The organism is Psychrobacter sp. GTC18467, from assembly GCF_055397455.1.
The window spans coordinates 1,941,611-1,961,824 of sequence record NZ_AP038920.1 but is presented as its reverse complement, the minus strand read 5'-3'; the positions used below and the strand labels follow the sequence as shown (position 1 = coordinate 1,961,824).

General features: G+C 45.8%; 17 protein-coding genes, 2 tRNA genes and 3 rRNA genes. 5 read left to right on the top strand and 17 right to left on the bottom strand.

What is annotated here, in order from left to right:
- Positions 1-214: 214 nt before the first annotated feature.
- From ACZ5XY_RS08725 to ACZ5XY_RS08680, 10 genes are all read right to left on the bottom strand, one after another.
- Positions 215-874 (bottom strand): DUF938 domain-containing protein, encoded by a 660-nt coding sequence (locus ACZ5XY_RS08725; protein WP_464740816.1) that lies wholly within the window; start codon positions 872-874, stop codon positions 215-217.
- Positions 875-889: 15 nt separating this feature from the next.
- Entirely contained in the window at positions 890-1,360 is a 471-nt protein-coding gene (locus ACZ5XY_RS08720) for a flavodoxin family protein (RefSeq protein ID WP_464740814.1), read from the bottom strand.
- Position 1,361: 1 nt separating this feature from the next.
- Entirely contained in the window at positions 1,362-1,775 is a 414-nt protein-coding gene (locus ACZ5XY_RS08715; protein ID WP_464740812.1) for an OsmC family protein, read from the bottom strand.
- Positions 1,776-1,903: 128 nt separating this feature from the next.
- Positions 1,904-2,018: ribosomal RNA gene (gene rrf / locus ACZ5XY_RS08710) — 5S ribosomal RNA — on the bottom strand.
- Positions 2,019-2,133: 115 nt separating this feature from the next.
- A 23S ribosomal RNA gene (locus ACZ5XY_RS08705) occupies positions 2,134-4,991 on the bottom strand.
- A gap of 312 nt (positions 4,992-5,303) precedes the next feature.
- Positions 5,304-5,379 (bottom strand) — tRNA-Ala (locus ACZ5XY_RS08700).
- A gap of 7 nt (positions 5,380-5,386) precedes the next feature.
- Positions 5,387-5,463: transfer RNA gene (locus ACZ5XY_RS08695), tRNA-Ile, on the bottom strand.
- A gap of 181 nt (positions 5,464-5,644) precedes the next feature.
- Positions 5,645-7,184: ribosomal RNA gene (locus tag ACZ5XY_RS08690) — 16S ribosomal RNA — on the bottom strand.
- Together the 16S, 23S and 5S rRNA genes with 2 tRNA genes alongside form the textbook arrangement of a ribosomal RNA operon.
- 549 nt (positions 7,185-7,733) lie before the next feature.
- Positions 7,734-8,546, bottom strand: a complete 813-nt coding sequence (gene pssA, locus ACZ5XY_RS08685) for a CDP-diacylglycerol--serine O-phosphatidyltransferase (RefSeq protein ID WP_464743837.1) — start codon at positions 8,544-8,546, stop codon at positions 7,734-7,736.
- A 66-nt stretch (positions 8,547-8,612) separates the two neighbouring features.
- The gene (locus ACZ5XY_RS08680; protein WP_464740810.1) at positions 8,613-9,488 is read right to left on the bottom strand and encodes a 23S rRNA (adenine(2030)-N(6))-methyltransferase RlmJ; all 876 of its coding nucleotides are present in this window, start codon (positions 9,486-9,488) and stop codon (positions 8,613-8,615) included.
- Between the two features lie 116 nt (positions 9,489-9,604).
- Here ACZ5XY_RS08680 and ACZ5XY_RS08675 point away from each other — a divergent pair, with 116 nt between their 5' ends.
- Entirely contained in the window at positions 9,605-10,309 is a 705-nt protein-coding gene (locus ACZ5XY_RS08675) for a 2OG-Fe(II) oxygenase (RefSeq protein ID WP_464740808.1), read from the top strand.
- A 35-nt stretch (positions 10,310-10,344) separates the two neighbouring features.
- Entirely contained in the window at positions 10,345-11,544 is a 1,200-nt protein-coding gene (gene dapE, locus ACZ5XY_RS08670) for a succinyl-diaminopimelate desuccinylase (RefSeq protein WP_464740806.1), read from the top strand.
- Positions 11,545-11,612: 68 nt separating this feature from the next.
- Here the strand turns inward: dapE and ACZ5XY_RS08665 are convergent, their stop codons facing one another.
- The 3 genes from ACZ5XY_RS08665 to ACZ5XY_RS08655 all read right to left on the bottom strand — a co-directional run bounded on the left by ACZ5XY_RS08665 (position 11,613) and on the right by ACZ5XY_RS08655 (position 12,868).
- The gene (locus ACZ5XY_RS08665) at positions 11,613-12,023 is read right to left on the bottom strand and encodes a hypothetical protein (protein WP_464740804.1); all 411 of its coding nucleotides are present in this window, start codon (positions 12,021-12,023) and stop codon (positions 11,613-11,615) included.
- Between the two features lie 42 nt (positions 12,024-12,065).
- Positions 12,066-12,272 (bottom strand): Fe-S cluster assembly protein IscX, encoded by a 207-nt coding sequence (gene iscX, locus ACZ5XY_RS08660; protein ID WP_464740802.1) that lies wholly within the window; start codon positions 12,270-12,272, stop codon positions 12,066-12,068.
- 62 nt (positions 12,273-12,334) lie between these two features.
- Positions 12,335-12,868 (bottom strand): acyl-CoA thioesterase, encoded by a 534-nt coding sequence (locus tag ACZ5XY_RS08655; protein ID WP_464740800.1) that lies wholly within the window; start codon positions 12,866-12,868, stop codon positions 12,335-12,337.
- Between the two features lie 149 nt (positions 12,869-13,017).
- Between ACZ5XY_RS08655 and yaaA the strand changes: the two genes are divergently transcribed.
- Positions 13,018-13,806: a peroxide stress protein YaaA gene (gene yaaA / locus ACZ5XY_RS08650; RefSeq protein ID WP_464740798.1), complete on the top strand. Its 789-nt coding sequence runs from the start codon at positions 13,018-13,020 to the stop codon at positions 13,804-13,806.
- Positions 13,807-13,897: 91 nt separating this feature from the next.
- On the opposite strand, the gene groL is transcribed toward yaaA, so the two are convergent.
- Complete coding sequence (gene groL, locus ACZ5XY_RS08645) at positions 13,898-15,544, bottom strand: chaperonin GroEL (protein WP_464740796.1); 1,647 nt, start codon at positions 15,542-15,544, stop codon at positions 13,898-13,900.
- Between the two features lie 134 nt (positions 15,545-15,678).
- Positions 15,679-15,969 carry a co-chaperone GroES gene (locus tag ACZ5XY_RS08640; protein WP_464740794.1) on the bottom strand — a complete coding sequence of 97 codons (291 nt, stop codon included), beginning with the start codon at positions 15,967-15,969 and terminating at the stop codon, positions 15,679-15,681.
- Positions 15,970-16,453: 484 nt separating this feature from the next.
- Here ACZ5XY_RS08640 and ACZ5XY_RS08635 point away from each other — a divergent pair, with 484 nt between their 5' ends.
- Positions 16,454-17,098 carry a DUF3108 domain-containing protein gene (locus tag ACZ5XY_RS08635; RefSeq protein ID WP_464743835.1) on the top strand — a complete coding sequence of 215 codons (645 nt, stop codon included), beginning with the start codon at positions 16,454-16,456 and terminating at the stop codon, positions 17,096-17,098.
- Positions 17,099-17,161: 63 nt separating this feature from the next.
- Here ACZ5XY_RS08635 and ACZ5XY_RS08630 read toward each other — a convergent pair whose 3' ends face one another.
- Together ACZ5XY_RS08630 and wrbA are read right to left on the bottom strand one after the other, a co-directional pair.
- Positions 17,162-17,620 (bottom strand): hypothetical protein, encoded by a 459-nt coding sequence (locus ACZ5XY_RS08630; protein ID WP_464740792.1) that lies wholly within the window; start codon positions 17,618-17,620, stop codon positions 17,162-17,164.
- A gap of 37 nt (positions 17,621-17,657) precedes the next feature.
- Complete coding sequence (gene wrbA, locus ACZ5XY_RS08625) at positions 17,658-18,287, bottom strand: NAD(P)H:quinone oxidoreductase (RefSeq protein WP_464740790.1); 630 nt, start codon at positions 18,285-18,287, stop codon at positions 17,658-17,660.
- A gap of 313 nt (positions 18,288-18,600) precedes the next feature.
- On the opposite strand from wrbA, the gene ACZ5XY_RS08620 reads away from it, so the two are divergent.
- Positions 18,601-20,208: a YihY family inner membrane protein gene (locus ACZ5XY_RS08620; protein WP_464740788.1), complete on the top strand. Its 1,608-nt coding sequence runs from the start codon at positions 18,601-18,603 to the stop codon at positions 20,206-20,208.
- Positions 20,209-20,214: the final 6 nt, after the last annotated feature.

The following is a 20,214-nucleotide window of genomic DNA, read 5'->3' as shown; positions in this document are numbered from 1 at the left end:
ATTCGTCCTAGCTATTGTTATTAATTCAAAATTTTTGTTATTGTTTGGCAGGAATAAATGCTAGCTTACCTATGCTAGTGACTAGCACCTATTTATCTTAAATAAAAAAATTTTGATTGTTGTTAACGTTTAGTTAAAAATTACATACTTTAACAAGGACTTAGAGAATATTTCTTTTTTTAAAGTTCAAACTTACCCAGCAAACTTAATATTGTTATGCTGTTTTTTGGAAAACTAACATTTGGTTGTTTACTGGCATGGCATACTGGGCTGACAAGGCAAAACCTTTTTGACGGGCTAAAGTAATAACTTTGCCTTTATCTCGAATACCACTTTGGGAATTACGCGACCTTAGCATGGCATCGAAATTTGCATTTCCTGCACTTGTGAATTGACCTTGCTCATTAAAAGGACCATAGATAATCAGCTTACCGAAATTGACAAGCTGAACTGCTGCCAAACTGAATAACTGCTCAACCAACGACCAAGGAACAATATGTAAGGTGTTTGCAGTAAAAATAGCGTCATATTGCGGCAGTTGCGTCTTATTTTGAGCAAGACTATCTATCATGGTCAAATCAAGCGTTAAAACTGGCGGCAAATTTGGCGCCGGATAGGCTTGGTGCCAAGCTTGAATTGCTCTAATATTTTCCGGCAAATCGCTACACTGCCAAATTAGCTGCCTAAGCTTTGACGCAAAATAAACGCTGTGTTGCCCTGTCCCTGAGCCAATCTCAAGCACACGCTTTGCTGTTTGCAGCTCTTTTTGTAGCACTGTTAAAATTGCAGATTTATTGTTCTCACAAGCTTGCGAAAACGGCAGCTTGGAAAAAATATCCACGTCCGTATTTCCTAAATGACTTTTTGACGTCATCTTAACCTCTAAAAACTAATAAATTCCTGCCTCAACGCCAACTGCTAAAGTCATCGACAGTTCTTTGACGCTCTTTAAAAAAGTGTCATCCCAATCACCTTTTAAAACTAAAGGCTCTAGAACCAAATTCCAACGCAGCCCTGTAGTGATGGTTTTTAGCGCTCGGCACGTTCCCGTTCCATCAAATCCTGCGCGGATATAAACGGCAAAGGGCAGCCCTTGCTTTTGTTCTAATACCGGATAGTAACAGCGGTCAAAAAAATCTTTAGTCAGCCCTGCCATGTAGCCCAAATTTTCCGTTGTTCCCAGCAGTAGTGCATCAGCTGCCAAGACATCTTCAAAAAATGTCTCTTGCGGCGACTTTACAACTACTTTAATAGCAATATCTGGATGACTTGCACCTGCAACCGCTGCTTGTGCCAACTTTTGAGTGTTGGCTGATGGCGAATGCGCAATAATCAGTAGGGTTTTTGGTTGGTCGGTCATGTTATGACTTGTTGGCTTGACTAAAGCTTAGGTTTTGTAAAATGTTGGAGTGCAAACTTTTGGCAACCGGACAATTCAGCGCAGTGTTATAAAATATTTTCAGCGTTTTGTCATCCAGCTCATCATTAAAGGTAATAACGATATGAATCTCACTCACACGTCTTGGGTCAGCTACCATAATTTTAGTAACTTCAGCCTTAGTGCCTGAAATATCAACCGCCATATCGCGAGCTTTGATACCGATAATGGTGAGCATACAGCTTGCAAGACTGGTGGCAAGTAAATCCGTTGGCGAAAATGCCTCACCTTTGCCGTGGTTGTCGGTTGGCGCGTCGGTAATAATTTCGTTTTTTGACTGCAAATGAATGGCGGACGTTCGAAGGTCGCCTTGATAGGTCACGGTTGAAGTGGTCATAAATTGTCTCAATGATAGTTTTTAATTAATAACTTTAATCATAGTTGAGAAGATAACTCATAGCAAGATGCAAAATTTTAACAGCATAAAAAAAGCCCCCAGCTCATGCTGGGGGCTTTTGAAAAGGGCGCTGACGATGACCTACTCTCACATGGCAAGTGCCACACTACCATCGGCGCGGCGACGTTTCACTTCTGAGTTCGGGAAGGGATCAGGTGGTTCCATCGCGCTGTTGTCGTCAGCAAAGGGGGTATAGATATGAGGTTGGTTGAGAACTTGGATTGAATCAAACTTTTGGTGATATCGAATCAGACATACTATCTTTGATCTAGACAGCAACAAACCACTTGGGTGTTGTATGGTCAAGCCAAACGAGCAATTAGTACAGGTTAGCTCCACACATCGCTGCGCTTCCACACCCTGCCTATCAACGTCCTAGTCTTGAACGGCTCTTTAGGGAAATCTCATCTTGAGGTGGGCTTCCCGCTTAGATGCTTTCAGCGGTTATCCCATCCGAACGTAGCTACCGGGCAATGCCATTGGCATGACAACCCGAACACCAGCGGTTCGTCCACTCTGGTCCTCTCGTACTAGGAGCAGATCCTCTCAAATTTCCTACGCCCACGGTAGATAGGGACCGAACTGTCTCACGACGTTCTAAACCCAGCTCGCGTACCTCTTTAAATGGCGAACAGCCATACCCTTAGGACCTGCTTCAGCCCTAGGATGAGATGAGCCGACATCGAGGTGCCAAACACCGCCGTCGATATGAACTCTTGGGCGGTATCAGCCTGTTATCCCCAGAGTACCTTTTATCCGTTGAGCGATGGCCCTTCCATACAGAACCACCGGATCACTAAGACCTACTTTCGTACCTGCTCGACTTGTGGGTCTCGCAGTTAAGCGCGCTTTTGCCTTTATACTCTTTGAACGATTTCCGACCGTTCTGAGCGCACCTTCGTACTCCTCCGTTACTCTTTAGGAGGAGACCGCCCCAGTCAAACTACCCACCATACATTGTCCTTAGTGCTGTCACACTCAAGTTAGAACCCCAACATGACCAGGGTGGTATTTCAAGGTTGGCTCCACAAGAACTAGCGTTCCTGCTTCAAAGCCTCCCACCTATCCTGCACAAGTCAGGTCAAAGTTCAATGTAAAGCTGTAGTAAAGGTTCACGGGGTCTTTCCGTCTAGCCGCGGGTACACAGCATCTTCACTGCGATTTCGATTTCACTGAGTCTCTGCTGGAGACAGCGCTGCCATCATTATGCCATTCGTGCAGGTCGGAACTTACCCGACAAGGAATTTCGCTACCTTAGGACCGTTATAGTTACGGCCGCCGTTTACTGGGGCTTCGATCAAGACCTTCGCGTGCGCTAAGCCCATCAATTAACCTTCCAGCACCGGGCAGGCATCACACCCTATACGTCCACTTTCGTGTTTGCAGAGTGCTGTGTTTTTAATAAACAGTTGCAGCAGCCTGGTATCTGCGACTGCCAACAGCTCAAGAAGCAAGTTCTATCACCATCAGCAGCGTACCTTCTCCCGAAGTTACGGTACCATTTTGCCTAGTTCCTTCAGCAGAGTTCTCTCAAGCGCCTTGGTATTCTCTACCTGACCACCTGTGTCGGTTTCGGGTACGATTCGTTTATGACTATCGCTTAGAAGCTTTTCCTGGAAGCATGGTATTTGCCACTTCGCTGTACAAGTACAGCTTGCTATCAGATCTCGGTATATAAGTGACCGGATTTGCCTAATCACTCTACCTACATCCTTCCACCTAGATAACCATCACTAGGCTGGCATAACCTTCTCCGTCCCTCCATCGCATCATAAACAAGTATCGGAATATTAACCGATTTCCCATCGACTACGCCTTTCGGCCTCGCCTTAGGGGTCGACTCACCCAGCCCCGATTAACGTTGGACTGGAACCCTTGGTCTTCCGGCGTGGATGCTTTTCACACCCATTATCGTTACTCACGTCAGCATTCGCTCTTGTGATACCTCCAGCATGCTTTACAACACACCTTCACAGGCTTACACAATGCTCCCCTACCACTTGAAACAATTTTCAAATCCGCAGCTTCGGCTCCTAGTTTGAGCCCCGTTACATCTTCCGCGCAGGCCGACTCGACTAGTGAGCTATTACGCTTTCTTTAAAGGATGGCTGCTTCTAAGCCAACCTCCTAGCTGTCTATGCCTTCCCACCTCGTTTCCCACTTAACTAGGAATTTGGGGCCTTAGCTGGCGGTCTGGGTTGTTTCCCTCTCCACGACGGACGTTAGCACCCGCCGTGTGTCTCCCGGATATCACTCATCGGTATTCGGAGTTTGCATCGGGTTGGTAAGTCGGTATGACCCCCTAGCCGAAACAGTGCTCTACCCCCAATGGTGTTCGTCCGAGGCGCTACCTAAATAGCTTTCGGGGAGAACCAGCTATCACCGAGTTTGATTAGCCTTTCACCCCTATCCACAAGTCATCCCCTGGCTTTTCAACGACAGTGGGTTCGGTCCTCCGGTGCCTGTTACGGCACTTTCAACCTGCTCATGGATAGATCACTCGGTTTCGGGTCTATACCCTGCAACTACTCGCCCTATTAAGACTCGGTTTCCCTACGGCTCCCCTATGCGGTTAACCTTGCTACAGAATATAAGTCGCTGACCCATTATACAAAAGGTACGCGGTCACACCTCAAGGGTGCTCCCACTGCTTGTACGCACACGGTTTCAGGTTCTATTTCACTCCCCTCACAGGGGTTCTTTTCGCCTTTCCCTCACGGTACTGGTTCACTATCGGTCAGTCAGGAGTATTTAGCCTTGGAGGATGGTCCCCCCATCTTCAAACAGGATTTCTCGTGTCCCGCTCTACTTAATATGTCTCATCTAGAATTTAAAATACGGGACTATCACCCTCTACGGTCAGCTTTCCCACGCTGTTCTTCTATTCTAGAGTCAATCGGCTCCTCCCCGTTCGCTCGCCGCTACTTGGGGAATCTCATTTGATGTCTTTTCCTAAGGGTACTGAGATGTTTCACTTCCCCTCGTTCGCTTCATATACAAGTATATGATACCTAGCTTTTGCTAAGTGGGTTTCCCCATTCAGAAATCTCCGGATCACAGGATATTGCCGCCTCCCCGAAGCTTATCGCAGGCTGTCACGTCTTTCATCGCCTCTGACTGCCAAGGCATCCACCATGTGCGCTTCATTACTTGACCATACAACCCCAAAGGGTCTGTTTGTCTTGAATGATAACGATATCACCTATGTTTACGCTTGATTCAGTTCTCTTTACTTTGATAATCACCCCTTGGGATAACAACTGATGTCATTAAAAGGTGATTATCAGGTTAACAACACTACGTGAAATAGTATTGCTAACCCAGACTCATATCTATGTTGTTAAATAGTTCCTAATCCTTCGTCAGGTATTAGGTTCTGTATCAAACAGAAAAAAGAAATCGATTCCAATCTCTTGTTTCTGTTTATACTTTCTTTATTTATGTTATTTACAGCTTACTCTCGCGTTGTGGTGGAGCCAAGGAGAGTCGAACTCCTGACCTCCTGCGTGCAAGGCAGGCGCTCTACCAACTGAGCTATGGCCCCAGATGTTTGGTGGGTCTGATAAGACTTGAACTTATGACCCCCGCGTTATCAACACGGTGCTCTAACCAACTGAGCTACAGACCCTGAGCGAGGATAAAAGCAAAGCACTGCTTTGCTCCGAGCGCAAGAGACATTTCCTTAAAGGGAAATGGCTAAAAGCTCAATACCTTCTTATATTCTCATATAATTAGGCTTAGCCTCTTAAGCTAAAACGCTTAAACCAAAGAACAACTTGTTGTGGATTCTTACCAATCAAATGCTTCATTAAGGAGGTGATCCAGCCGCAGGTTCCCCTACGGCTACCTTGTTACGACTTCACCCCAGTCATCGACCACACCGTGGTGAGCGCCCTCAAACGTTAGGCTACCCACTTCTGGTGCAATCAACTCCCATGGTGTGACGGGCGGTGTGTACAAGGCCCGGGAACGTATTCACCGCGGCATTCTGATCCGCGATTACTAGCGATTCCTACTTCATGGAGTCGAGTTGCAGACTCCAATCTGGACTACGATAGGCTTTTTGAGATTCGCTTGCGCTCGCACGCTTGCTGCCCTCTGTACCTACCATTGTAGCACGTGTGTAGCCCTGGTCGTAAGGGCCATGATGACTTGACGTCGTCCCCGCCTTCCTCCAGTTTGTCACTGGCAGTATCCTTAGAGTTCCCACCCGAAGTGCTGGTAACTAAGGAAAAGGGTTGCGCTCGTTGCGGGACTTAACCCAACATCTCACGACACGAGCTGACGACAGCCATGCAGCACCTGTATCACAATTCCCGAAGGCACTCTCGTATCTCTACAAGATTCTGTGTATGTCAAGACCAGGTAAGGTTCTTCGCGTTGCATCGAATTAAACCACATGCTCCACCGCTTGTGCGGGCCCCCGTCAATTCATTTGAGTTTTAACCTTGCGGCCGTACTCCCCAGGCGGTCTACTTATTGCGTTAGCTGCGTCACTAAGGAATCAAGTTCCCCAACGACTAGTAGACATCGTTTACGGCGTGGACTACCAGGGTATCTAATCCTGTTTGCTACCCACGCTTTCGAACCTCAGTGTCAGTATGATGCCAGAAGGCTGCCTTCGCCATCGGTATTCCTCCAGATCTCTACGCATTTCACCGCTACACCTGGAATTCTACCTTCCTCTCACCTACTCTAGCCTGACAGTTTCAGATGCCGTTCCCAGGTTAAGCCCGGGGCTTTCACATCTGACTTATCAAGCCACCTACGCTCGCTTTACGCCCAGTAATTCCGATTAACGCTCGCACCCTCTGTATTACCGCGGCTGCTGGCACAGAGTTAGCCGGTGCTTATTCTGCAGCTAATGTCATCGTCCATGGGTATTAACCATGGAGTCTTCTTCACTGCTTAAAGTGCTTTACAACCAAAAGGCCTTCTTCACACACGCGGCATGGCTGGATCAGGGTTCCCCCCATTGTCCAATATTCCCCACTGCTGCCTCCCGTAGGAGTCCGGGCCGTGTCTCAGTCCCGGTGTGGCTGATCATCCTCTCAGACCAGCTACAGATCGTCGCCTTGGTAGGCCTTTACCCCACCAACTAGCTAATCCGACTTAGGCTCATCTAATAGCGCAAGGTCTTACGATCCCCTGCTTTCTCCCGTAGGTCGTATGCGGTATTAGCTTACCTTTCGGCAAGTTATCCCCCACTACTAGGTAGATTCCTAAGCTTTACTCACCCGTCCGCCGCTCGTCAGCAAAGAAGCAAGCTTCTTCCTGTTACCGCTCGACTTGCATGTGTTAAGCCTGCCGCCAGCGTTCAATCTGAGCCATGATCAAACTCTTCAGTTTAATCTTAAATGAAGTCTTTAACCTTTAAAGGAAGATGACTTCGAATCTTGGCTCATTTAATTACTAGCAAATTACTTTCGCATTCGTATGAATTAACTTGAGTTCTTTGCTGAAACTAAATGATAATAGTATTAGCATTCTGTCTTAGCAAAAATCCACACAAGTTGTTCTTTAGTTCGCTGTTAAATAGTTAGCAATCTGTCGTCCAGTATTGCTCAAGCCATCTATCATATCACAATCGGACACTCTGTCAAGCTTTTATTTTAATTTGTTTCTCAAGGTTAAAATCATAACTAGCCAATTTGTTAGTTCGCTTGCCTTGTGAGGTGCGTATTATAGACGCTTAAATCTTGAAGTCAAGAAGTTTTTTTATTGCTTTTAAAGTTGTTTCAAATCACGCTTGGCAATTTAAACCCTTTAAAACGATCAGCGGCTTTCGCTGCCAACTTCCGTCCTTGTGGGGGCGTATTATAGAGAAGTTTATGAGCAGGTCAAGTGTTATTTTAAAGTTATTTTAATTAATTTTTAGTACGTTGATTTTGTTAGATTTTAAGACTGCGCTTTACTTTTGATGGTGCTGACAATTCCTGAAAGCGCGTAAATGATGCCAATGGCTAAAATGCCAATCGGAATGTCATAAAGGACGATACTCATAATAAGAACGCCGATAATTAAGGCAACAAAGGGCACTTTTTTCTTGTCAAACTCTTTAAAGCTGTAGTATTTGACGTTACTGACCATCAGCAAACCACAGATAACGACCCAAGCGGCAAACAGCAAAGTGATGAGCGGGTCATAGCTGCCCACCCAAGCGTTGTGGTCAATAGCAACCATCACGGCGGTGGTCACTAAGATGGCAGCAAGCGGACTTGCTAAGCCGATAAAATACTTTTTGTCTACCGTGCCAACTTGAACGTTAAAGCGCGCAAGTCGAAATGCGCCGCAAGCGGTGAATACAAACGCGCAGCCAAGACCAATGCGACCTAAAGGCTGCAAGGCAAAGCTATAAATCAAAATCGCAGGAGCAACTCCAAACGCAAGCATGTCGGCAAGTGAGTCGTATTGCTCGCCAAAAGGGCTTTGAGCATTTAACAGCCTTGCAACCCTGCCATCCATACCATCTAAAATGGCGGATAAAAAGATGGCAAGTGAGGCTTTATAAAATTCGCCTTGGGTGCTGGCTAAAATGGAGAAAAACCCAGAAAGCAAGGAGAGCGTGGTAATCAAATTGGGCGCTAGATAAACGCCGCGACTGATGACGCGCTTGCCGCCTGCAACTTCGGTTTCGATAACTTCAAAGGTAAGTCCGTCATGATGGTCATGGTCGACAAGATGCGAATTAGTATCCTGCTCAGAGGACACGTTTGCGGCAGGTTTTGGCGTTACCTCTAAATGTGGGTCAGATGGCTGATGGCTCATAACAAATCCTTATTCGCCAACAAGCCAGCGAACATTGGTGGCGCTGTCCGGTGATAAGTTTGGCGCGTCCGCAGCTTTTAAAATAGGCTGTAAAAAGCGCAAAATATCACGAGCCTGATTGTCAAATTGCCAAGGCGGATTGATAATCAGCATTCCAGTGCCATTAAGTCCAACGGCAACATCGGTTGGGTAAATGTTCAGCTCGCAAACGAGTTGCCGGCGAATCTCGGTGCGCTTCATTTTTTTATAAAACAGCTCAACCGCTTCGATATTTTTAATCGGAAACCAAAGCGCATAAACGCCTTGTGGCCATTTTTTATAGCTTGCTACGAGCAAATCGACCAGTCGCGAAAAGTCTTTGTGCTCTTGCTCAAATGGTGGGTCGAGCAAAACCAGTCCGCGGCGCTCTTTTGGCGGAATGACGGCAGTAATGCCTTCAAAGGCATCGCGGTGATGGATACCAATGGGCAACTTATGCAACTGATAATTAAGCGCATCAAACTCATTGGCTTTGGCTTCAAAGGCTTCCGCGCGAACGCCACTGTCCGGATTTTTTTCGATATGATGGGCAATCCACCAAGGCGAACCAGGGTAAACATGCTTGTCGTACGTCTTTTTGGCAACTTTTAATTCAGAGATATATTCTTGAACTGCGGCAGGAGCGCCATCAATCTCAGCGTCTAATAACGCCTCAATACCACCTTTTGCCTCGCCCGTTTTTTTTGCCTCATCACTTGCTAACGAATACAGTCCGCGACCGCCATAAGCGTCGAGAACGTAAAAAGGCTTGTTTTTTTGACCAAGTTGGTTTAACAATTGTACCAGTAAAATATGCTTGACGACGTCGGCAAAGTTTCCGGCATGATAGGCGTGTTTGTAATTCATAAGGATAAAAGTTTGACTCAGAAAAATTGCATCTATGGTAGCATAGCAAACCATAAAAGATAACGCTGCTTTTGGTAATTCTGAATGGTATCGCTTAATAATATTCGGAGTAACGTATGGCAACTATGAGCCATCAGGCAACAGTCACCCCACAATCTGTCCCAAGCAACAAGCAAATCATGGCTAAGGAACTTGAAATTTATGCCCATCACGCTGACTTTTGGGTAGATTGGGACAAGCTGATTTGCGAGCAGCAGTTAGATAAGCTTGCCAATAATGGCTGGATTGTCCTTGATGAGGTATTTTCTAATGCAGCATTAACGGCGCTGCAAGAAGAAAGCGGCTTTATCCGTTATCGCGCAGCGGAACTCACCTCAGGCGTTCGCCAAAGCAAAATTCGCGGCGACAATATCCGCTGGATTACCAAAGACTGCAAGGCGGGAAGTTATTATTTACAAAGCATTGATGAGCTTGCCGCCTTGTTTAATCGTTACCTATTTGCAGGAATTCGCCACAGTGAAGCGCATTTTGCCTGTTATCCTGCCGGATTTGGTTATCAATGGCATAGCGACAATCCTTTAGGTCGCGATGAGCGGGTGATTTCGGCGGTATTTTATTTAAATGCTGACTGGACGGCAGCCGATGGCGGCGCGCTTGAAGTGGTTGATTTGCAAAATCAGCTTCATCGCCTCAGCCCACTTGCCAATCGTTTGGTCATTTTTGACAGCAATTTGCAGCACCAAGTTGCCATTGCCCATAAAAAACGCTACTCGATTGCGACTTGGTTGCGCCGCGATACCTTAGTGCCCTTTGTTGAATAAGCTCTTAACGTAAAAATGTAAATAAGAAGAAAAATATGCCGCAAAATAATTTGGAATACTACCAAAGTGAGACTTTAAAATTAAGCTGTGAGTTGATGGAACGAGCGTCAGTCACGCCCGATGATAAAGGCTGCCAACAGCTATTGATTGAGCGGTTACAACCCGTTGGCTTTGATTGCGAAACGATGATATTTGGCAACGAAAGCCAATCAGGAAAAAATGCAGCAGTGACCAACCTTTGGGCAAGGCGCGGTAACCAAAATCCCGTGATTTGTTTTGCTGGTCATACCGATGTCGTGCCAACCGGCGATGTCAACCATTGGCGCTTTGACCCATTCATCCCAACCGTTCATGAGGGTTACCTTTGGGGTCGCGGCGCGGCGGATATGAAAACGGCAATTGCGGCATTTACCGTAGCTGCTGAACGCTTTGTTGCCAATCATCCTAACCATAACGGCTCCATTGCGCTATTAATCACCTCGGACGAAGAAGGTGTAGCCACAAATGGTACGGTAAAAGTGGTTGAAGCGCTCGAAGCTCGGCAAGAAAAAATCAGCTATTGCTTAGTTGGTGAGCCGTCAAGCACCGATACTTTAGGCGATATCATTAAAAATGGTCGTCGCGGCTCATTGGGCGCGGTGTTAACGGTTACCGGAAAGCAAGGTCACGTTGCCTACCCACATTTGGCGACCAATCCCATTCATGAAATGCTTGCGGCACTTGCTGAACTTACCGCCACGAACTGGGATAACGGTAACGATTATTTTCCAGCAACCACGTTGCAAATTTCCAATATCAATAGCGGAACGGGCGCAACCAATGTCATTCCCGAAACCTTAACCGTAATTTTTAACTTTCGCTTTTCAACTGAAACGACCGCAGAAGAGCTAAAAACCAAAACTCAAGCGATTTTTGCTAAATACTTTGTCAATTCCAAAGCAAGTTATCAAATCGACTGGACGTTATCCGGCGAGCCGTTTTTAACCCCAAAAGGCGATTTGGTCAACGCTTGCCAAGACGCTATTTACTCGGTTACCGGAACTCAAACTAAGCTTTCCACCTCAGGCGGCACCTCGGACGGCAGGTTTATTGCCCCAACCGGCGCTCAAGTGGTCGAGCTTGGCGTTCGTAACGCCACCATTCATCAAGTTAATGAAAAAGTTGAGGTCGATGATTTGGGGAAATTGGCGCAAATTTATGAAGGGATTTTAGAGCGCCTGCTGCTAGATAAATAGCTGCTGAGTGAACTGCAATTTAACAAGCTAAAAAAAGCGCCGCAACTTATTTAACGGCGCTTTTTTGGTCAATCGGCAAGCTTGACCCAAGAGTCGTTATGATGCTCAAATCCTAAGTCTTTAAAGGACACATTCAGCGGCGATTTTTCTAAAACGGTCAACAAACAGCCTGAAGTCAGCTGCGGCTCAATATATTTAAGCAGCATTTTCGCCACTTCCGTTGATTCAAAATCAGGGCGAACCAAAAGCTCAACCACATGACAGCTTGAGCGAAAGTCGCTGACGCCGCGGGCAAGTCCAACCAATTCATGAGCATCATTGCCCTCTTGCGACCACGCTGAAACGAGCAAGTTGGTGTTATCAAGCATCGCCTGAATCAGGGAATGCGAGCGCGATTGCACCGTTTTTTGGCTCGTGGCGGACAATTTAAGATAATCATCAGGGCTGATGGGATTGTTAATGTGATAAATAATACTCATAAAACTCCTTAATCACACAGTAAATTTAGTGATTAAACAGATTTAATCCGCCTCATCAATCCAGTTCATTTGAATGGCTTCTAAAATGCCCTCGTTTGAGTTATTCGGCTCATCATCGAAGCCCTCAAGCTCGGTTACCCAGCGATGCAAGTCAGTAAAGCGAATATAACGCGGGTCGGTATCGGGAAATTTTTCGGCAAGTTCGATGGCAATATCTAGGCTGTCCGACCATGTTAGCTTTTGGGTCATGAGGGCTCCTTAATGGTAAAGTTACTGACTATGCTAGCAGAAGTTGCACGGATTTTATAGCGCTAAGCAAGCTTTGCTTTGATGGCGTCTTGATTGGCATTCCAAGTTTGAATGATATCGTTCAAGTTGACCCCGACCAAATCAAGCTCACTTGGGGCGCGTTTGCTGCGAGCGTCAACCAAAATAATTTTGGTCAGTCCCACCGCTCGCAGTTGATGCTTCACAAAAAACTGGTGCTCAAAATACAGATATTTTTCATCCCAACCTAAAAGGCGGCTGGTCACCTCCAATTTATCCAAAAATGACACTTGCTTTAGATACACCACTTCTTGCATTGCCATGACCCAGCGCAGCATCTTAATGCCTTTTTTATGGCAGCTCGATATGAGCCAGTTGGTAATGTTCAATTCTATAAAGGACAAATAGCGATAATTTGGCAAATGATTGCGCCAACCCATATCTTGCGGCAGGATGCGATAGTTTTGAGTAATGGGCGCTTGCAACTCGCTTTGGCTCAGCGTCGAATGTTTTGGGGTCAGTTTTGGCTCTCTTTTGAGCAAGCTTATCATGATAAAAAAACGCAGCAGCATGTTCATGGCAATATCCGTGATTGATTTTTTAAAGTTATCTTAGCATGGTCACAGGGTGTTTTTAATCGCAACGAAATTTAGCCAAGCTTTTTAAATCAGCAATATTACTTATAATGGTTGCTATAATTTTTCAAAAGCTATGTTAAGGATTAGCCATGTATTTTTTACTCTCCCCTGCCAAAGCCTTAAATGAACAAAAAATCTGGTCAGATACGTTAAATCCCCAATTAACGCAGCCCCAATTGGCAAGCCAAGCTGCCGACCTGATGCAAATCCTCAAACAAAAAGACCCTATTGATTTGCAGGAACTGATGGGGGTATCTGCCAAAATTGCGGAGTTAAACGCCAAGCGCAACCAAGATTGGCAATTGCCGTTTGATTTGGATAACGCCAAACCTGCCATCTACATGTTTGATGGCGATGCTTACCGCGGTCTTGATAGCACCTCGCTTGATTTGGCGGCGATTGATTATCTAAATTCAAATTTAGGGATTTTATCGGGGCTTTATGGGCTATTAAAACCGCTTGATTTGATGGCGGCATATCGACTTGAGATGGGAACGACGCTTGCCAGCGATGGTGCGGACGACTTATATGAGTTTTGGGGCGATTCGATTAGCAAGGTTATCCATCAGCGCTTAGCGGACAGCTTAGGAGAAAATGTACTTGTCAATTTAGCTTCCAACGAATATTTTAAGGCGGTAAATACCAAGCGTATCGATGCCAATATTATCACCCCGCGATTTGAAGATTATAAAAATGGCAAATATAAAGTCATCAGCTTTTATGCCAAAAAAGCGCGCGGCATGATGGCAAGGTTTGCCGCGCTCAACCAATTACAATCTGCTGAGGAATTAAAAAGCTTTAATTTGGACGGTTATTATTATTGCCAAGACGCTTCAAATGATAAAACGTGGACATTTCGCCGCGATGAACTGGCTTAAATTGTTGGCTCATAACAACTGACAAGAGATAAAAAAAGCCCCAACATATCGTTGAGGCTTTTTTTAGCAGTTAAGCAGGATAAACGGCAGCTTACATCATGCCGCCCATTCCTCCCATACCGCCCATTCCACCAGCGCCCATGCCCGCCATTGGGTCTTCTTTTTGCGGTAGGTCGGTAATCATCGCTTCCGTGGTGAGCATAAGACCAGCTACAGAAGCCGCGTTCTCAAGTGCTGAGCGCGCAACTTTGGCAGGGTCAAGGATTCCCATTTCAAGCATATCGCCATATTCGCCAGTAGCAGCGTTATAGCCATAGTTGCCTTCGCCATTTTTCACCGCATTCACCACAACGGAAGCTTCTTCGCCAGCGTTGGTAACGATTTGGCGAAGGGGCGCTTCCATGGCACGGCGTAAAATGTTGATGCCGGCGTCTTGGTCGTCGTTGTCGCCTTTCAGCTCGCCTAGCGCATTTAACGCGCGAACCAACGCCACGCCACCACCAGGAACCACGCCTTCTTCAACGGCTGCGCGAGTGGCATGAAGCGCATCATCAACGCGGTCTTTTTTCTCTTTCATTTCGGTTTCGGTAGCCGCGCCGACTTTAATAACGGCAACGCCGCCGGCAAGTTTGGCAATGCGCTCTTGCAATTTTTCTTTGTCGTAATCTGAGGTTGACTCTTCAACTTGACGACGGATAGACTCAACGCGGTCTTCAATCTCAGCTTTGTTGCCTGCGCCATCAACGATGACCGTGTTTTCTTTACCAACGGTAACTTTTTTCGCGGTGCCAAGCTGCTCGATGGTGGCATTCTCAAGGCTTAAGCCAATTTCTTCAGAAATGACCGTTCCGCCAGTGAGCGTTGCGATATCTTGAAGCATGGCTTTACGGCGGTCGCCAAATCCTGGGGCTTTAACGGCGCAAGTTTTAAGACCACCGCGCATGTTGTTCACCACCAAAGTAGCTAATGCTTCGTTTTCAACATCTTCAGCAATGATCAGTAGCGGCTTGCTTTGCTGCATCACTTGCTCAAGTAAAGGCACGATTTCGCGAATGTTGCTGATTTTTTTGTCAACCAATAGGATAAATGGGTTTTCAAATTCAGCGGTCAAGCTGTCTTGCTTGTTGGCAAAGTAGGGGCTGATGTAACCGCGGTCAAACTGCATGCCTTCAACGACTTCTAGGCTGTCTTCAAAGCCTGAACCTTCTTCAACGGTGATAACGCCTTGCTTGCCCACTTTTTCCATCGCTTGCGAAATCAGCTCACCAATTTTGGTGTCTGAGTTGGCAGAGATTGAACCGACTTGGGCAATGGCTTTGTGGTCGTCAGCAGGAGTTGATAGGCTATGAATTTGGTTCACCGCTTCGCGAACGCCTTTGTCAATGCCGCGTTTTAAATCCATTGGATTCATGCCCGCAGCAACCGACTTCATGCCTTCAACCAAAATGGCTTGCGCAAGTACGGTTGCAGTTGTGGTGCCATCACCGGCAACATCGTTGGTTTTGCTCGCCACTTCACGGACGAGTTGTGCGCCCATGTTTTCAAATTTGTTGTCAAGCTCGATTTCTTTGGCAACCGAAACGCCATCTTTGGTGATGGTTGGCGCGCCAAAGGACTTGTCAATCACCACGTTGCGACCTTTAGGACCCAACGTTACTTTTACCGCGTTTGCTAGAACGTTGACGCCGTCCATCATTTGTTTACGGGCATCGCCACCAAATTTTACATCTTTTGCCATGAGTAATTACTCCGATTTTATTTAATGATTTATGGTCAATGAGGATAAAAGCGCTCTGTCAGTTTCCATCTGGTTTTTTCGTTATAGACGTCGTTATTAAGCGCTTTTTATAGCCAAAGTTTTTATTGAAAAAACTAGCCTTCTAAAATCCCAAGAACATCAGCTTCTTTCATAATCAATAATTCTTCACCGTCAACTTTGACCGTTTGACCGGCGTATTGACCAAACAAAACCTTATCGCCAGCTTTTACGTCCAAGGCGCGAATATCGCCATTGTCGCGGATTTGACCGTTACCCACTGCGATGACTTCACCTTGCGAGGGTTTTTCTTGTGCTGAGCCTGGCAACAAAATGCCGCCTGCCGTTTTTTGCTCTTCTTCTAAACGGCGAACCACGATACGGTCATGTAAAGGACGAATGTTCATCGATGACTCCAAAATAAAGGTTGAATCAAAAAAAATTGAGATGGTTACTCTCAATATTGCTTAAAGTTAAGCGTGACGCTTGATTGACAAAGTGGGGTCAAAGCAATTTTCATTCAAGTGTCTTAATAAAAAAATTATGCAAATTTGTGTCAGAAGCAGCGTTGTTAAAGTAAAATTCGATAGTTATGAGCAGTTAGGGACTAAGAAAACCTTAGGCAACAAAGCTGTAGCCTTTAGTAACCTTGACAACAAAACATCAACGCCAAGACCTTTAGGATGGCTTGAAATTGTAACAAGATATGACCATTATAAGAGAAGTTTTTAATTTCAAGCCCAAGCTTATTTTGACGTTCATAAATTGAGCTTTTTAGCTCAGTTTTTTTAGTTCAGTTAAGGATTTTATCTGATGTTTTTATCTAAATTTAAATCATTCATTCCGGCTTTTGCAGCAAGCAGCGCAATTATCAGCGTCGGCGTTTTGAGTATGGGCGCAGCAAATGTCGCCAGCGCCAAGGTAATTGCCCCCTCAAACGCCGATTATAGCTTTACCGTTGAGGACAAATATAAAGGGGTGGCAAACCGCAACTTGAGCAAATCAGGAAACACTTGGAAATATAATGTTAAAGCCCGCGTGGCAGGGGTCGCTACCGCCGCGCAACACAGCACCTTTACCCTAAATGGCAATTCGGTGACGCCGTTATCAGCAAGCACGACTTATAAAATATTGGGGGTTGGGCGAACTCATAACTTGAACTTTAACCCTGCCAAAAAACAAGTGGCAAGCAGTTATAAAGGCAAAACGGTCAATTTAAAAGTGGCGCAACCGACCTTTGATGATTTAAGCCTTGAGATGCAAATTCGCCAAGATTTAATCAATGGCAAATTCACGGGCAACTATTACATGGCAAAGCATGACAAAATCGAAAAAACGCCATTTAGAAAATCAGGGAATACCAAAATCACCGTTCCTGCCGGCACGTTTGACACCGTCCGCGTTGACCGCGTTCACGATGACAACAGCCGCTCAACGAGCTTTTGGCTCGCGCCAAGTCTTGACTACTTGCCGGTCAAAGTCGTTCAAGTCAATGATGGTAAAAAAATGGATTTAGAATTAACCAAGGTGAATTAATCGCTTAACTCTAAAACCAAAAAAGGCTTTCATAACGAAAGCCTTTTTTATGGTATATTTTAGCTAAAGCTTTTCGCGCGGTTTTTTGACCACATTATTCATTGACGGCAAGCGTTTTAAGAGTAAAAACAGCCACGTATTGATGAATAAAAGCAGCAAAAAATCCGCCAGATAAACCAAAATCTCGCCAATACTTGCGCCATAACTTCGGGTGAATAGCACCACCCCACTTGCGCCCAAATAAACCAAAGTAAACATACTTGCCACAATCAGCGCATAAGGCGAGCGACCTTTCACCATCCACGGCGTCAATATAAACGCCGGAATCAGCCAAAGCGCTTGCCAAGCCATGCCGCCTATCATGTCAGGATGGTTGACATTTAAGAGGCTAATCAACACCGGTAATACAAAAAGGCGAAATCCAAGCCAAATCAGCCACGTTATCATTAAGCGGCGGCGCATGGGCGTGACTGGTTTTAGCGGTGGGGTTGGTGAAGCTTGATGGCTATTGGCAGTGGTCATGGCGGCAAAATATCCTTAGCAGCAATTTAAAAGACGTCTAAACGCCAACTTTTCGGCTAAAATCAGCTTGTGCCAATGCTTTGGCGCTAATGGCTAGGCGGTAACCTTGCGCCACTGCCAATTCGCGCTCGTCATCCGATACCGCATGTTCGCGCCCCGCCCCACTGATATGACTTGCACCATAAGGGGTTCCGCCGCGATGGGTTCGGTTAAGCGCCGGTTCAGCATAAGGAATACCAACAATCATCATGCCATGATGAATCAGTGGCAGCATCATGGTCAAAAGCGTGGTTTCTTGACCGCCGTGCATCGACCCTGTGGCGGTAAATACGGACGCCGGTTTATTTTGCAAATCTCCTGCCAGCCAAAGGGTCACAGTATTGTCCCAAAAATATTTCATCGGCGCGGCCATATTGCCAAAATGGGTTGGGCTACCAAGCGCAAGTCCCAAGCAGTCCTTTAAATCATCCATCGTGCAGTACAAATCGCCCTCATCAGGAATCAGCGGCTTTTGCACTTGCGTTTCAGCCGCAACAGTCGGTACGGTACGGATTTTGGCGCGAAGTCCGGCATCCTCAATGCCTTGGGCAATGCTATAAGCAAGCGTTTTGGTCGTGCCGTGACCTGAATAATAAAGTACCAACACATAAGGCGCTTGACTGCTCATGATGACTCCTCAAGTTGTTTTAGTTAAATAGCACGGCTTGGCAGAAAAGCCGCCGCATTTTAGCGCCTTATTATAAGCCAGTTTTTAATAGTTGATGCAAAAGCGCGCCTAAACCATACAAAACTCTTGAACGCCCTTGCCCGTCAGCTTTGCGTTAGCAGCCTTTCAGCCGCTTGACAAGCCTATAGCGCAGATTCACTGCATTTTGACACAAATATAGTGCTGATAGCCACACGATGATTTTGTAAACTTAAAATCAAAACAAAGGCGTAACCGCCAAGAATAATAACTTTTAGGATAAAGATTGCTTGCTATGGAAAAATTATTGAAAAAACTGCCCTTTGCCAATCAGCGCTGGTTTCAGTTTTTGCGCTTTTTGACTCGCCATTTTGTCGAGGACGACTGCCAACAAAAAGCGGCGTCGCTCACCTACACCACCATGCTGTCGATTGTACCGATTTTAACGGTGCTGTTGATGATTTTGTCGTCCGTTCCGGCGCTTGCGCAAGTTCGGGCGCAGATTTATGACGTCATTTATAGCAATCTGTTGCCCTCATCAAGCTTACAAGTCAGCCAATATATCAATAGCTTTGCCGAAAAATCATCGAATTTGACCATCGTTGGGGTTGGGGCGCTGTTTGTGACCACCATCATGACGCTGACCACCATTGAGCGCGCCTTTAACCAAATCTGGCGCGTTGAGGACAAATCCGGCGGCATGAAAAGCATTTTGCGCTATTGGGCGATTGTGACCCTTGGACCTTTGGTGTTGGGAACGGCGTTTATCGTCTCAAGTACGGTTCAAAGCTTAAGCTTTTTAAATAAAGAAATCGCCGGATATGGCATTGATTGGGCATTTTGGGTTCAGATTATCTCCATTGCGGTGACCGTTGCCGGCTTTATTGGCATGTATTGGTTTATCCCAAAAGCCCGCGTTCCGGTAAAAAATGCTGCCATTGCCGGCGTGGTGGTCGCAGTAATTTTTGAGTTGATGCGTCATTTGTTTGGCACGATTATGACCAACTTTACCAGTTATGAAGCCATTTATGGGGCGTTTGCCGCGCTGCCAATTTTTTTACTTTGGATTTATTTGTCTTGGAATTTGATTTTGCTTGGTGTTGAAATCAGCTATACCTTGACGATTTTTGAGACCAAAGAAGTTTATCCGCGCCATCCGCTCTTAAGCCTGCTTGATATGCTCAACCTCGTTTACAGCTATCATGTTCGCGGTCAATCGGTGACCGAGCAAGAGCTGCGTAACGTCCTTGGTCGTAAAGAGTTGCCCAAATGGTACACCTATATCAACTACCTAAAAGACAGCAAGCTTATCACGGCGACCGAAGATGACAATTATGTTTTAAAGCGCAACTTAAGCAACATGACCCTTTGGGAATTTTATAAAACCTTGCCGTATCCGCTGCCAATTAAAGATGAATTGGATGAAATGAGCAGTCAACATAAAGAGCCTTGGTTAAGCCTTTTGGTTCAGCGATTTGAAAATACTGAAAAATGCGCTCGCAATCAATTAGATGTGCCGCTAGCTTCCATCTTCGCTCACAGCCAGCCGCGCAAAAAAGCTACCGGCTATAGCGATTCTGCCAAAAAGCCGCACAGCGATAAACTGTTTGATAAAGAAGAGGATAAGCAAAACAACCAAAGTGAGAGTACAGCGGCTCAGCCAACTGCAAAATCCTATAAATTTGGGGATATTTTGCACCAACATTCGGCTCACGAAAATGAGGACAAAAAGGATACGTCAACAGAAAAGTTTGAGCCTGCCCCTTTTGATAAAGATACGGATAAAGAATACGACCCCAACAACAATGAAATCTTGATCCCTGATGATGTCTTTAGCCAAGATGAGGCGTCTAAAAAAGGCAACATCATCACTGAAGCGGACAATCCAAATCAAAAGGATTAAGCTTAT

What these genes read in the sequence shown, in the direction of transcription:
- ACZ5XY_RS08715 (WP_464740812.1), bottom strand. Translation starts at nt 1,775, where the DNA reads ATGACCACTTCAACCGTGACCTATCAAGGCGACCTTCGAACGTCCGCC.
- dapE (WP_464740806.1), top strand. Translation starts at nt 10,345, where the DNA reads ATGCCGCAAAATAATTTGGAATACTACCAAAGTGAGACTTTAAAATTA.
- iscX (WP_464740802.1), bottom strand. Translation starts at nt 12,272, where the DNA reads ATGACCCAAAAGCTAACATGGTCGGACAGCCTAGATATTGCCATCGAA.
- ACZ5XY_RS08725 (WP_464740816.1), bottom strand. Translation starts at nt 874, where the DNA reads ATGACGTCAAAAAGTCATTTAGGAAATACGGACGTGGATATTTTTTCC.
- yaaA (WP_464740798.1), top strand. Translation starts at nt 13,018, where the DNA reads ATGTATTTTTTACTCTCCCCTGCCAAAGCCTTAAATGAACAAAAAATC.
- ACZ5XY_RS08665 (WP_464740804.1), bottom strand. Translation starts at nt 12,023, where the DNA reads ATGAGTATTATTTATCACATTAACAATCCCATCAGCCCTGATGATTAT.
- ACZ5XY_RS08720 (WP_464740814.1), bottom strand. Translation starts at nt 1,360, where the DNA reads ATGACCGACCAACCAAAAACCCTACTGATTATTGCGCATTCGCCATCA.
- ACZ5XY_RS08680 (WP_464740810.1), bottom strand. Translation starts at nt 9,488, where the DNA reads ATGAATTACAAACACGCCTATCATGCCGGAAACTTTGCCGACGTCGTC.
- ACZ5XY_RS08640 (WP_464740794.1), bottom strand. Translation starts at nt 15,969, where the DNA reads ATGAACATTCGTCCTTTACATGACCGTATCGTGGTTCGCCGTTTAGAA.
- ACZ5XY_RS08635 (WP_464743835.1), top strand. Translation starts at nt 16,454, where the DNA reads ATGGGCGCAGCAAATGTCGCCAGCGCCAAGGTAATTGCCCCCTCAAAC.
- ACZ5XY_RS08620 (WP_464740788.1), top strand. Translation starts at nt 18,601, where the DNA reads ATGGAAAAATTATTGAAAAAACTGCCCTTTGCCAATCAGCGCTGGTTT.
- wrbA (WP_464740790.1), bottom strand. Translation starts at nt 18,287, where the DNA reads ATGAGCAGTCAAGCGCCTTATGTGTTGGTACTTTATTATTCAGGTCAC.
- ACZ5XY_RS08630 (WP_464740792.1), bottom strand. Translation starts at nt 17,620, where the DNA reads ATGACCACTGCCAATAGCCATCAAGCTTCACCAACCCCACCGCTAAAA.
- ACZ5XY_RS08675 (WP_464740808.1), top strand. Translation starts at nt 9,605, where the DNA reads ATGGCAACTATGAGCCATCAGGCAACAGTCACCCCACAATCTGTCCCA.
- groL (WP_464740796.1), bottom strand. Translation starts at nt 15,544, where the DNA reads ATGGCAAAAGATGTAAAATTTGGTGGCGATGCCCGTAAACAAATGATG.
- ACZ5XY_RS08655 (WP_464740800.1), bottom strand. Translation starts at nt 12,868, where the DNA reads ATGAACATGCTGCTGCGTTTTTTTATCATGATAAGCTTGCTCAAAAGA.